The organism is Pseudarthrobacter sp. NPDC058119 (assembly GCF_042884655.1).
In the GTDB taxonomy this organism is placed as follows: Bacteria; Actinomycetota; Actinomycetes; order Actinomycetales; family Micrococcaceae; genus Arthrobacter.
On sequence record NZ_JBHVTN010000001.1, the window covers coordinates 325,083 to 337,866 of the forward strand.

The 12,784-nt window shown below is 66.7% G+C and carries 8 protein-coding genes and 2 tRNA genes; 2 read left to right on the forward strand and 8 right to left on the reverse strand.

The genetic code is table 11. The annotated features are described in order from the left end of the window. Positions 1 to 42 precede the first annotated feature (42 nt). Positions 43 to 1,470, forward strand: coding sequence for a cryptochrome/photolyase family protein (locus ACFVTD_RS01470; RefSeq protein WP_387557050.1), 1,428 nt, complete (start codon positions 43 to 45; stop codon positions 1,468 to 1,470). 15 nt (positions 1,471 to 1,485) lie between these two features. On the opposite strand, the gene ACFVTD_RS01475 is transcribed toward ACFVTD_RS01470, so the two are convergent. The 5 genes from ACFVTD_RS01475 to ACFVTD_RS01495 all read right to left on the reverse strand — a co-directional run bounded on the left by ACFVTD_RS01475 (position 1,486) and on the right by ACFVTD_RS01495 (position 7,292). Beyond that, positions 1,486 to 2,418: a cytochrome b/b6 domain-containing protein gene (locus ACFVTD_RS01475; RefSeq protein ID WP_387557052.1), complete on the reverse strand. Its 933-nt coding sequence runs from the start codon at positions 2,416 to 2,418 to the stop codon at positions 1,486 to 1,488. Positions 2,419 to 2,558: 140 nt separating this feature from the next. Beyond that, positions 2,559 to 2,632, reverse strand: a tRNA-Met gene (locus ACFVTD_RS01480). 133 nt (positions 2,633 to 2,765) lie between these two features. Continuing rightward, positions 2,766 to 2,839, reverse strand: a tRNA-Met gene (locus ACFVTD_RS01485). A gap of 131 nt (positions 2,840 to 2,970) precedes the next feature. Further along, entirely contained in the window at positions 2,971 to 5,964 is a 2,994-nt protein-coding gene (locus ACFVTD_RS01490) for a UPF0182 family protein (protein WP_387558931.1), read from the reverse strand. A gap of 161 nt (positions 5,965 to 6,125) precedes the next feature. Further along, entirely contained in the window at positions 6,126 to 7,292 is a 1,167-nt protein-coding gene (locus ACFVTD_RS01495; RefSeq protein WP_387557055.1) for a PDZ domain-containing protein, read from the reverse strand. A gap of 135 nt (positions 7,293 to 7,427) precedes the next feature. On the opposite strand from ACFVTD_RS01495, the gene ACFVTD_RS01500 reads away from it, so the two are divergent. Further along, positions 7,428 to 8,861, forward strand: a complete 1,434-nt coding sequence (locus tag ACFVTD_RS01500; protein WP_387557058.1) for a zinc-dependent metalloprotease — start codon at positions 7,428 to 7,430, stop codon at positions 8,859 to 8,861. 85 nt (positions 8,862 to 8,946) lie between these two features. Here ACFVTD_RS01500 and ACFVTD_RS01505 read toward each other — a convergent pair whose 3' ends face one another. The 3 genes from ACFVTD_RS01505 to nudC are packed head-to-tail and all read right to left on the reverse strand — an operon-like array spanning position 8,947 to position 12,777. Then, a complete protein-coding gene (locus tag ACFVTD_RS01505) occupies positions 8,947 to 9,567 on the reverse strand; it encodes a YgjP-like metallopeptidase domain-containing protein (RefSeq protein ID WP_387557060.1) in 621 nt (206 codons plus the stop codon). Continuing rightward, positions 9,564 to 11,699: a UvrD-helicase domain-containing protein gene (locus ACFVTD_RS01510; RefSeq protein WP_387557063.1), complete on the reverse strand. Its 2,136-nt coding sequence runs from the start codon at positions 11,697 to 11,699 to the stop codon at positions 9,564 to 9,566. Before ACFVTD_RS01510 ends, ACFVTD_RS01505 begins: the two co-directional genes overlap by 4 nt. A gap of 55 nt (positions 11,700 to 11,754) precedes the next feature. Next, positions 11,755 to 12,777, reverse strand: coding sequence for an NAD(+) diphosphatase (gene nudC / locus ACFVTD_RS01515; RefSeq protein WP_387557066.1), 1,023 nt, complete (start codon positions 12,775 to 12,777; stop codon positions 11,755 to 11,757). Between the last annotated feature and the right edge of the window lie 7 nt (positions 12,778 to 12,784).

The following is a 12,784-nucleotide window of genomic DNA, read 5'->3' on the forward strand; positions in this document are numbered from 1 at the left end:
GGTCCCGGCCATTGCCGCGTCCGCTGTGTGTAGCGTGGTGCCATGACTTCTCCCGATGGCACATCCCTGGTCTGGCTGCGTGACGACCTGCGGCTGGATGACAACCCGGCCCTGGCAGCGGCCGCCCGCCGGGGTGCGCCACTGACGGTGGCCTACATCCTGGACGAGGAATCCGACGGCGTGCGGCCCCTTGGCGGGGCTGCACGTTGGTGGCTGCACCACTCCCTGGCCGCACTTGCCGCTGACCTTGAAAGCAAGGGATCCCGGCTGGTCCTCCAGCGCGGTCCGGCCGCAGACGTCGTCAAGGACCTCGCCGTCCGGACGAAGGCAAGCCACCTCTTCTGGAACCGCCGTTACGGGCAACCGGAACGGACTATCGACGCCGGACTCAAGGAGTGGGCGGCCGGGAACGGGATCGAGGCCGACAGCTACCAGGCGAACCTCCTCTTCGAACCCTGGACAGTGAAGACAGGGGCGGGTGGGCCCTACAAGGTCTATTCGCCCTTCTGGCGGGCGTGCCTGGCATCCCAGGACATCCGTGACCCCCACGAGGCCCCGGACGGCTTGCCCGGTCCCGCGCCTGCCGGGAGGGGCCTGCCGGGCAGTGACACGCTCAGCAGCTGGCAGCTCCTGCCCTCCAAACCGGATTGGAGCGCCGGACTGGCCGCCACGTGGGTACCCGGCGAAAAGGGAGCCCGGGAGCGGCTTGAGGACTTCCTGGACGGTCCCATCGAGGAATACGGCACAGGCCGGAACCTGCCCGGAACCGAGGGCACCAGCCGTTTGTCACCGCATCTGCGCTTTGGCGAGGTGAGCCCGTTCCGAGTGTGGCGGGAAATCCACCGCCGACATCCACGCAAGGTCCCCTCCGACGTCGGAACCTACCGGGCCGAACTGGGCTGGCGGGAATTCAACTGGCACCTGCTGTACCACAACCCCGACCTGGCCACCCGGAACTTCCGTCCCGCCTTCGACAACTTCCAGTGGGCCTCCCCCAGCCGGCAGGAGCTCGCCGCCTGGCAGCAGGGAAACACCGGCTACCCGCTGGTGGACGCCGGCATGCGGCAACTGTGGCAGACAGGCTGGATGCACAACCGGGTGAGGATGGCCGCCGCGTCCTTCCTGGTCAAGAACCTCCTGACCGACTGGAGGGTCGGGGAGGAATGGTTCTGGGACACCCTGGTGGACGCCGACGCCGCGAACAACCCCGCCAACTGGCAGTGGGTGGCGGGCTCGGGCGCGGACGCCTCGCCGTACTACCGGATCTTCAACCCGGTGACCCAAAGCAAGAAGTTCGACGCCGACGGCCGCTACCTGCGGGCATTCATTCCCGAACTGAGGGACCTCAATGGTAAGGAAATCCACGAACCGTGGGCAGCGGACACCGACGGCTACCCGCAGCCGCTCGTGGACCTGCCGGAGTCCCGGGAACGGGCACTGGACGCCTACCAGAAGATCAAGAACGCCTGACCGCGCGGATCCGCGTCAGCGGCTGACTTTGCCCATCAGGGAAGCGATGGGCCGCAGGAAGATTGGCCGGGCCAGGAACCAGGCCGCCACCATGACCGCTACGGAGGCAGCGAAGACCCAAAAACCGAACCAGCCGTCGTCGTCGCTCCCTCCGTACATGTGGTTCAGGTTCCGCAGCGCACCGGTGGTCAGCACCAGGAAGACGTGGACCACGATGAACGCCACAAAGTAGATCATCACCGGGAAGTGGACGGCGCGGGCCCACTCGATCGGGTAGGCCTTGTTCAGTGCCGGCGCCTTTTTGGGCCACGCCGACGACATCCGCAGCCCGGTGATGAACGCCAGTGGCGCGGCGATGAAGACGGTGGCGAAGTAGGTGAGCAGCTGCAGCGCGTTGTAGTTGATCCACCCATCCTCGGTGGGCCAGTCCAGCGATGCGTACTGCAGCGCGGCCGACGCGGCATTGGGGATGATGTCCCAGCTGGTGGGGACGATGCGCATCCACTGGCCGCTGGCGAACAGCAGGACGGCGAACACGAGACCGTTAAGGATCCAGAGCGCATCCAGGGTCAAGTGGAACCACAGCTCCAGGGTGATCTTGGTGGGAGCGTTCCTGGTGCGGATCAGGCCTTTGTTGTTCCGGGTCCAGTGACCGCTGGGGCGCGTGGTGGTCCGCACCTGCCAGCCGGTACGGATGATCAGGAGCAGGAAGAAGGCGTTGAGGAAGTGCTGCCACGCCAGCCAGGCCGGGAAGCCCACGGGTGCGTTGTCCGGCAGCCGGGACTGGCCCGGATAGTCGGCGAGGAAGGATGCCACGGCCGGCAGCCCCACGATCAGCCTGGCGGCCAGGACCACCAGGACCAGTGCCACGAGGACGGCGGGAACCATCCAGTAAAGCCGGGACCGCTTACCCGTCGCGGAGCTGGGCTTCTTCGTGGGTGTGGCCATCGAACAACATACCTCTCAGGAATGACTGGGGGCTGCCCGCAGATCGCGGGACCCTTCGAAAGAGAATACTAGGAAGTGGCCGTTTCCAAGGAAATGGAAAGGCCCCGGCCGGCGTAACTGCCGGCTGGGGCCTTCATAAGTTGCGGGGACAGGATTTGAACCTGTGACCTCTGGGTTATGAGCCCAGCGAGCTACCGAACTGCTCCACCCCGCGTCGCTTGATCAACCCTACCCTACTTTGGCGGCAGCCCTGACCACCGTCCCGCAAACCCCGGTCAGGCAAACACCACTGCGGCGTTAAAGCGAAAGGCCCGGACATTGTTTCCAATGTCCGGGCCTTTCCCCAGTTGCGGGGACAGGATTTGAACCTGTGACCTCTGGGTTATGAGCCCAGCGAGCTACCGAACTGCTCCACCCCGCGTCGCAGAATCTACTTTACCGGGAGGTGAACCGCAGGCCAAATCGTGGCGGCGTGACGTCCAACACGCCGCCACGGCACCCGGTCCTGCCGGGCCGGGTGCCGTGGGCCGTCGTCGTACTGCTGCCCTGTCCCTACTGCCCAGCCGACGGTGACGGCGAGGCGGAAGGCGACCCGGAAGGAGCCGGGCTGGCCTCCGGAGCTGTGGCCGGGATCTTGGCCTCGGCATCCAACGCCTTCTTCAGGGCCGCCGAAACCTTCTTCTGCGCGTCGCCGTAAGCGGCGAAGTCACCCGCGGCCAACGCCGTCTGGCCAGCCTGGATGGCGGAGTTTGCCTCGTCCAGCGCCGCCTTCAGCTGGGCCTTGGCATCCGCCTCCGCAGGTGTCGCCGGCGCCGACGGGCCGGCCGGGGTTTGCCCGTTGTTGGCGGAGTCTCCGGCGGCTGCTCCCGAATCACCGCCGAAGAGCTGCTTGAGGGCGGCGTCGAGGGTTGGCGCGAAGCCCACCTTGTCACCGAACGCCACCAGCACGCGCTGCAGCGTGGGGTATGAGGTCTCACCGGTCGACTTGAGGTAGACCGGCTGGACGTAGAGGATGCCGCCGCCCACCGGCAGGGTGAGCAGGTTGCCGTTCAGCACGTCGGAGGCACCCTGCCGCAGCAGGTTGAGGGCCTGGGAAACGGTGGGGTCCGAGTTGAACTTGTTTTGCGCCTGTCCCGGACCGGGCACCTGGGTTTCCGGCGGGATCTGGAGCAGCCGCAGCTTGCCATAGCCGTCAGCCTTCACGCCGGCCTGGTTGCCGGCATCCGAATCCGCGGCCAGGAACCCGTACAGGACGTTGCGGGCGTTACCGTTCACGATCTGCGGGATGAAGGACGACGTCAGCTGGAACGCCGGCTTTTGCTGGTCCGGCATCTGCAGCGACATGTAGAACGGCGGCTGCTTGACGTCCGTCGACACGGTCGGATCGGCCGGCGTGCTCCAGACGTCGTTGTTCTTGTAGAAGCTGGTGGGATCCGTGACGTGGTACTGCCCCAGCAGCTCCCGCTGGACCTTGAACAGGTCCTCCGGGTACCGGACGTGGCTCATCAGTGCGCCGGACATCTCCGAGTACGGCTTCAGCGATGAGGGGAACACCTTCTGCCACGCCTTGAGGACCGGGTCCGTGTCATCCCAGGCGTAAAGGGTGACTGAGCCGTCGTAGGCGTCCACGGTGGCCTTGACCGAGTTGCGGATGTAGTTGACCGTGCTGTTGGGCAGGGCCACGGCGCGGCCGGAGCTGGTCTGCGAATCGGCCGTGGCATCCGACAACTGCTTCTGCTGCGAGTAGGGGAAGTACTGGCTGGTGGTGTAGCCATCCACGATCCACTTCACGCGGCCGTCCACCAGCGCCGGGTAGGCGCCGCCGTCAACCGTCAGGTACGGGGCCACCTTCTGGACCCGCTCCCGCGGGTTGCGGTCGTAGAGGATCTGCGACTCTGCGTTCACGCCATCGGAGAGCAGCAGGTCCGAAGACTGGAACTTGATGGCGTAGAGGATCTTGTTGAAGAAGGAACCAACGTTCGGGCCGCCGTTGCCCTTGAACGTGTACTGGGTTTCGCCCTCCCCTTCCTTGCCGGACGGGCGGTCCTGCTCGCGCGGCGTGGCACCGTCCGGCGCGCCCACGATCGAATACTCGGGAGACGACTCACCGAAGTAGATCCGCGGCTCATAGGTGGTGTCGTTGCCCAGCACCCCGGTGGAGGGAATGCCGGACTGGAGGAATTCCGGCTTGCCGTCAACGGTGAACTTGTTGCCCTTGGCCGCCACCACCCCGTACCCGTGGGTGTAAACCACGTGCTGGTTCAGCCAGCCCTGCTGGTTGGTGGCCACGTTCGTGGGGTTGAGTTCGCGCACCGCGATCACGGTGTCCTGGATCTTGCCGTCCACTTCGTAGCGGTCCACGTTCAGGGCCTTGGGGAACTGGTAGTACGGGCGGTACTGTTCCAGCTGCGCGAACGCGTCGGAAATCAGGTTCGGGTCCAGGAGCCGGATGTTGGCCGTGGTCTGCGCGTCAGGCGCGAGGGCCCCGGTGTTGGCGGTATTAGTGGCGTCGTACCGGGTTTCCTGGATGCTGTCCAGGCCGTAGGCCTTGCGGGTGTTGTCGATGTTGCGCTGGATGTACTGGCTTTCCAGCGTCTGCTCCGAAGGCCGGACCTGGAACTGCTGGATCACCCACGGGTAGACACCGCCGGCCAGGATGGAGGTGATGATCAGCATCGCGGTACCGATCACCGGCAGGCGCCAGCGGCCGATAACGGCGGCAACGATGAAGAGGATGGCCACCAGGGCGGCCGCGACGGCGAGGATGGCCTTGGTGGGAATGACGGCGTTGACGTCAGTGTAGAGGGCGCCGGCCCAGCGTCCGCCGTTGCTCTGCACGGAAGAATAACGGTCCAGCCAGAAGTTGACACCGAGGAGCACCAGGAACGCGGCACCGGTAACAGCGATGTGGATCTGGGCCGCGCGGCTGGTGAACACGCCGCGCTCCATCAGCCGGATGCTGCCGTAGAGGTAGTGGGTGAGGATGCCGGCGATGCCTGCGATCACCACCACGCTGATCAGGAACCCGGTGACGAACCCGAGGAAGGGCAGGGTCATCAGGTAGAAGCTGATGTCCATATTGAACTGCGGATCCGCCTGGCCGAAGCCGACCTGGTTGAAGAAGAGCAGGACTTTTTGCCACTGGCTGGCTGCGGCGCTGCCCGCAAAGAGTCCGAAGAGGACCGGCAGGCCCACCATCACGATCCTGCGGACCGGCTCCAGCTGGGCCTGGTACCGGTTCAGGTTGTCCCGGACCTCAGAATCCGGAGCGTAGACGGGCCGGGCGTTGTAGGCGATGCGGATGGAAAAGAACACCGCCGCGAACATGATGGCGAAGCCGGCCACGAAGGTGGCGATCTTGGCGAGGTTTTCGGTGATGAAAACCTGGATGAAGCCCAGTTGCCGGTACCAGAGGACGTCGGTCCAGACGTTGGCGAAGAAAATGAAGCCCACTACCACCAGGGCAACGACGATGAGGGTGGGCGTCAGGGCTCCCCGTCGCGATGGGGGCCTTCCTGTGGACGTGGTGCTGGCGGGACGGGACAAACTGGGTACCTCATAGCTGGTCGTCGAGACATTCGAAGCGTGCGAGCGACGTACGGTACCGGTCAAACGGCTGGTGTCGTCCGTCATCAGTGCCACGAGTGGCGGTAAAGCTTAGTTCCTGTCGAAACTGTTGGGCCCAGTCTATGCATGGCCCAGGCGGCCTATTTGCCCGTGCACGCCGGGAGGGCGGATGTGTCCTGCCCGCTCCCGGCCAGTTCCACGGCGTGCCGGGCCTCCGCGAGGTTCTCCACGCGCACCACCTGGAGGCCGGCCGGGACGTGGCCGGCCACCTCGTCGCAGTTGCCGGCCGGCGCAAGGAAGAGGGTGGCGCCGGAGGACCGCGCACCCCGCATCTTCTGCCCGATGCCGCCAATGGGGCCCACCGTCCCGTCCGGCGAAATGGTGCCGGTGCCGGCAATGTGCTTGCCGCCGGTGAGGTCGCCCGGCGTCACCGTGTCGATGATCCCCAGTGAAAACATCAGGCCGGCGCTGGGGCCACCCACCTTGTCCAGGGAGATCTGAACCTGGAACGGGAAGCTGAACAAGTACTTCAGCATGACCCCGAGAATAAAGCGGCCCTGGCCGTTGTCCTTGGGCGTCACCTCGAGGGCGACAGGCTGGCCGGCGCGTTCGACCGTCACAGTCGCCGGAGCCCCCTTGCCCGCAGCCAGTTCATCCTGGATGACCGCGAGCGAGGTGATGTCCTTGCCGTTGATGGACTTGAGGATGTCCCCCTGCTGGATCTTTCCCGCTGATGCGGAGTCCTTGGACAGCCCCGCGGCCTGCAACTGCTGGCCAAACGGAATCTTGAGTTCGTTCAGGGCGGAGGCCACGGCGTTTTCCTGGGACGTGGCCATGGCCACGGCGCTCTGCTCCTGGGCCTCCTCCTTGGTGGTTCCCGTGGGATAGATCAGTTCCACGGGGTAGACGGCCTTTGAGCTGTCCAGCCATGCGGAGAAGGCGTTGAGGATGCTGACGGATCCAGTGGGGCCACCATCGACATACACCGTTGTCAGGTCCAGGTTCCCGGCAGCGGGATACGTTTCATGGCCGCTGACGTTGATCACGGGATGCCCCTGGCTTTGCCCCAGCGTGTTGTAGGTGGGCCCGGGCGATTCGATGACGTACGGCACCGGAAGCGTGCCCACCGCTATTCCCAGCCCCAACGCCGCCAGCCCGGCAACCATCATGGTGGACAGCCGCCTGCGGGGGCGCCCGCCGTCGTCCTCCCCGGGGCTGCTGCCTGCACCTGCTGTGCCGGCGCTGGAGAACGGGGAAAGGCCTGGAACGTGGTCCTCGGAGGGGTGGCCGCCACGGGTTGTAGTCACGCACCAACAGTACGCGGTGAAGGCGCACCGGGGTGCTTTGCCTAGAGCGAACGACGGCGGCGGGCGGCAGACAGCCGACCCCCACCGGGGTACCGTGAAGGTTGATCAACAGTCACACCATCGATCGGCGGGACCATGACCTCCAACCCACTCAATCCGTCCAACGGCGACGACACCCCCAAGGATCCGTTGACCGAAATGCTGCAGAACCTGATGGGCGGCAAGGGGATGGAAAACTTCGACCCGTCCGAGCTGGCCAAGGCTGCCGGCCTGCCGGACGACCCCAACCTGCTGGCCCAGATGTTCTCCCAGGTGCAGGCCATGATGAGCGCCCCGTCGGAGGGCCCCGTGAACTGGACGCTGGCCCACGACAACGCCCGGCGCGTGGCTGCCGGAAGCTCCGACCCGTCGGTCTCGGCGCAGCAGTCCCGGGATGTGGACGAGGCCCTCCGCCTTGCGGAACTGTGGCTGGACCCGGTCACCGACCTGCCCGCCACCGGCCTGATCGGCAAAGCCTGGTCACGGGCCGAATGGGTGGAGGCCACCCTGGGCACCTGGAAGCGGCTGACCGAACCGGTGGCCAACAGCATCGCCAACGCCCTCTCCTCCGCCATGACGGAGCAGATGCCGGAGGAGATGAAGTCCATGATGGGCGGCGCCTCCTCCATGCTGCAGAACATGGGCGGCGCGATCTTCGGCATGCAGCTGGGCCAGGCCATCGGCGCCCTGTCCAAGGACGTGGTCAGCTCCACCGATATTGGTGTCCCGCTGGCCGACCTGGAAATGGCGCTGCTGCCTGCAAACGTTGCGGCCTTCGGCGAGGGCCTGTCCCTGCCGGAGAACGACATCCGCCTCTTCCTGGCTGTCCGGGAAGCAGCGCACGCCCGGCTCTTCGTGCAGGTTCCCTGGCTGCGCGGACACCTCCTGGGCGCCATTGAGGCCTACGCCCGCGGCATCCACATCGACACCTCACGCATCGAGGAACTGGCCCGCGACCTTGATCCAAGCAACCCCGAGGGCATCCAGGAAGCCCTGTCCCAAGGTGTCTTCATGCCGCAGCGGACCCCCGCCCAAGAACAGGCCCTGGAGAAGCTCGAGACGGCACTGGCCCTGGTGGAGGGCTGGGTGGACGAACTGACCGCGGCGGCCACCGAGAAGGTTCTGCCCTCGGCCGGGGCGCTGCGCGAAACCGTTCGGCGCCGCCGGGCAACCGGTGGCCCCGCGGAGCACGCCTTCGCCTCCCTGGTGGGGCTGGAGCTGCGCCCGCGCAGGCTTCGCGATGCCGCAACCCTCTGGGCCACGCTGAAGGACGAACGCGGCATCGAGGGCCGGGACGCCATTTGGCACCACCCCGACCTGCTGCCCACCGCCGAGGACCTGGATGATCCCAAGGGCTTCAGCTCACGCCGCAAGCTCGCCGAGGCCAGCGACAGCGAAGTCGACGACGCACTGCAGAAACTGCTCAGCGGCGGGTTTGACGACACCTCATCAGAAGAGGGCGGCGCCCCGGACACTGGCGGTGCCGGCGGGAAGGACGACGACGGCGACACCGGCCACCCCAAAAGCTGATACTTAACAGCCCATGAACGCCCCGGCGGGCCAGGACTTCCTGGCCCGCCGGGTCGTTTAAGTCCGGTCATCGGTCCGGGCAGCGCTAGTCTGCGTCGCCGCTCCCTGCCGTGCCGTCCTTGCCCAGGCCCCGGGCGGTGGCGAATGAAATACCCTCAAGGAAGGCTTTGGCCCGCTGGGTCTCCGGGTAAGCGTCCAGCAGCTGCCAGAATGCGGCATTGTGGGAGGCCACCAGGAGGTGGGCCAGTTCGTGCAGCAGCACGTAGTCGATGACCCACTGCGGCATGGGCCGCAGTTTGTCCGAGAGCCGGATTGTTCCGTCAGCCGGCGTGGCGGAGCCCCACCGGGAGTTCTGGTTACTGACCCAGCGCACGGATGTGGGAACCGGCCGGCCGCCGAGATACTGTGTCGACAGCCGTGCGGCGTGGGCGGCAAGGGCATCATCAGTGGCGGGGCGGCGCCGGCCGGCTGCAGCCCGCTGCTCCCCCTGCTTGTGCAGCTTCGCCAGCATGCGCTGCACCCACTCCCGTTCCTGTGCAGCAGTGAAACGGGCCGGAATGGCGACCACAGCCGTTCCGTCCTCCCAGAATGCGGCCACCGTCCGCGTCCGCCGGGCAGAACGCCGCACCTCCACGGGGGCGCCGTCGGGTGTGACCTGTGGTGCTGGTTGCTGCGTGCTGTTGCCGGCCGGGGTACCCCGCCTCACAGGACGGAGCTTTCGGCCAGGACCCGCAGGACGTCCTCGCCGTACTTTTCCAGTTTGGAGGGGCCGACGCCGGCGAGGCCGGCCAGTTCCTCCAGCGATGCCGGCCGGGCCTCGGCAATCGCCGTGAGGGTGGCGTCGGTGAACACGACGAACGCGGGGACGTCTGCGGACTGGGCGACGTCGCGACGCCAGTTCCGCAGGGCGTCGAAGGTCTGTTCCTCGTAGCTGGGCGGACACGCGTTGCAGCGGCCCACCTTGCGCTCGGCTCCCGTGGCGAGCATGGTGCCGCATACCCGGCACACAGCGGGCGCGGCAGCCTTCCGGCGGGGCGGGACGCCTTTCCCGCGGACACTTGAACCTGCCACCGAGTCAGGCCGCAGTCCGTCGAGGAACCGGGAGGGCTTCCGGTTGGCGCGGCCGCCGGGAGTCCGTGCCGTGCTCCAGGAGAGGTAGAGGTGTTCCCGGGCGCGGGTGATGCCGACATACAGCAGCCGCCGTTCCTCATCCACGGATTCGGGTGAATCCGCAAAGGAGATGGGCATCAGGCCTTCGCTGAGCCCCACCAGGAAGACCGCGTCCCATTCCAGGCCCTTGGCTGCGTGGAGGGAAGCCAGGGTAACGCCCTGGACTGTCGGCGCGTGCTGGGCCAGGGAGCGTTCCTGGAGTTCATTGACGAAATCCGCCAAGCCGAACTGGAGCCCGCGGTTTTGGACGAGTTCGTCGGCGAGCGCCACCAACGCTGCGAGGGATTCCCACCGCTCGCGCAGGGCCCCGCCGCTGTGCGGAGCGGAATCCGTGTACCCCAGGGAGGAGACGATGTCCCGGACCAGCTGGCCCAGGGGTTCCGGCGCGTCGGTTTCAGAAACAGCCCGGGTGGCTGCGCGGAGCTGGAGGATGGCGTCCCGGACCTCCTTGCGGGCGAAAAAGCGTTCGCCGCCCCGGAGCTGGTAGCCGATTCCTGCCGCCGCCAGCGCCTGTTCGTAGGCTTCGGACTGGCCGTTCGTGCGGAAAAGGACCGCTACCTCGCTCGCCGGGGTCCCGGCGTCGAGCAATGCCTTGATCTTCTGGGCCACCGTGGCGGCCTCTGCCTCGTCGTCCGTGCATTCGGTGAACTGGGGCACCGGGCCTGCCGGGCGCTGGGCAACAAGTTGAAGCGGAGCGGCCCAGGCGGCGTCGGCGGCGGGCCCGCCACTGCGCCGTCCCGCCAGCAGGTCATTGGCCAGTCTCACCACTTGCGGGGTGGAACGGTAGTCCCGGACGAGCTTGACCACGTTGGCCTGCGGATAACGGGCCTTGAAGTCCAACAGGTGCCTGGGCGAGGCGCCGGTGAAGGAGTAGATGGTCTGGCTGGCATCACCCACCACGCACAATTCGTCACGCCCGCCCAGCCAGAGCTCGAGGAGCCGCTGCTGGAGCGGGGAAACGTCCTGGTACTCGTCCACCACGAAGTGGCGGTACTGTTCCCGGACCGTGGCAGCGACCTTCTCGTCCTCCTGCAGGATCCCTACCGTGATTAGCAGGACGTCCTCGAAGTCGATCACGTTGCGGTCCGTCTTGACGTCCTCATACGACTGGAAAACGCGGGCCACCGCAGTAAGGTCGAACCCGCCGGGCGCGCCCCTCCCCTGGGCATTCTCGAGGTAATTGGCCGGGGTCAACATGGAGACTTTGGCCCATTCAATCTCGGAGGCAAGGTCCCGGATTGACGCCCGGTCCGTGGTGAGCCGCAGGCGGCGGGCTGCCTCGGCAAGCAGCTGGGCTTTGTGATCCAGCAAATTCGGCAGGGTACCGCCGACTGCCTGGGGCCAGAAGAACTGCAGCTGCCGCAGGGCCGCGGCGTGGAAAGTGCGGGCCTGCACGTTTCCTGCACCGAGGTCGCGCAGGCGGCTGCGCATCTCCGCCGCCGCCCGGGCGGTGAACGTCACCGCGAGCAGGCGCTGCGGGCTGTACACCCCGGAGTGCACGCCATAGGCAATGCGGTGGGTGATTGCACGGGTCTTGCCGGTCCCCGCACCGGCAAGCACGCACAACGGGCCGCTCAGCGTACTGGCCACCTCACGCTGTTCCGCATCAAGCCCGCCAAGGATCCGGTCCTCAAGGGAAGCTGCCCCGTCAAAATGTTCTGTAGTCACTTCTGCTGCTTTATTTCTCGACTACCGCGTGCTGGAGTCTGGTGGATGGAATAACTTAGGCGCCGGCCAGGTCCTGGATCCGGCCGCCGTACCAGTGCTCAATGAGGGAGCGGGCAATGGAGAGCCTGCTGGAAATCGTGATCTCGCCACTGAGCACCGCTTCCTGGAGCTCCTCGCGGCTGAACCAGCGGGCCCTGGTGACCTCCACGCCATCAGGCGTTGCCTGGGTGTCCTCGGTGACGGCGGTAAATCCAAGCATAAGGGAGGCCGGGAACGGCCACGACTGGGAGCCAAGATACTGGCAGCCCGTGACCCGGACGCCAACCTCTTCCTGGATCTCACGGACCACGGCTTCCTCCAGGGATTCCCCCGGCTCCACGAACCCGGCCAGCGTGGAGTAGTTCCGGGCATCCACGGGCCCGCCGCCGCCAAGGAGCAGCCGGCCGTCGGGGCCGACAACCGTGACAATGATGGCGGGATCAGTCCGGGGATAGTGTTCAGAATTGTCCGCCGGGCACCGGCGCACCCAGCCGCCGGCTTCAACGTCGGTGGGCGTGCCGCAGCGGGGACAATGCGTGTGCGCTGCGTGCCAGTTGGCAATGGCGCTGGCCTCGACGAACAAGGCTGTGGAGGTGGGGGTCAGGCCCCCCGCGACTTCCCTGAAACCTGCCCAGGAAGCGTCCGCGGGAATGCCGGCGGTGCCGGGCTCCGGAGGTGCGGGCAGGACGAACAGCAGCAGTTCGGTCCCGGCCGGGATGTCCGCGGCAGGCAGGGCGGATCCCAGGTACACCACCAGTTCCGGCGCTGTACCTGCCTCCCGCAGCCGGGCAAGGAGTTCCCCGGCCCCGACCAGGACCAGGTTGCTGCCACGCACCAGGCCCTGCCGGCCTGAAAGTACTGCTGCCACCGCGTCCGTCCCGGCCAGCAGGTCATCGATCATCCCGGGCCTGATGCGCGCGGCAGACCCGCGGTCCACCAGTGCCGGCCTCACCGGGAGCAGGGTGTCCACGAGGTGGTTCGCCGGCAGCGGTGCCGGCACAGCCTGGTGGACGGGTAGGGCGGACTCCGTGTGGCTCATGCTTCCA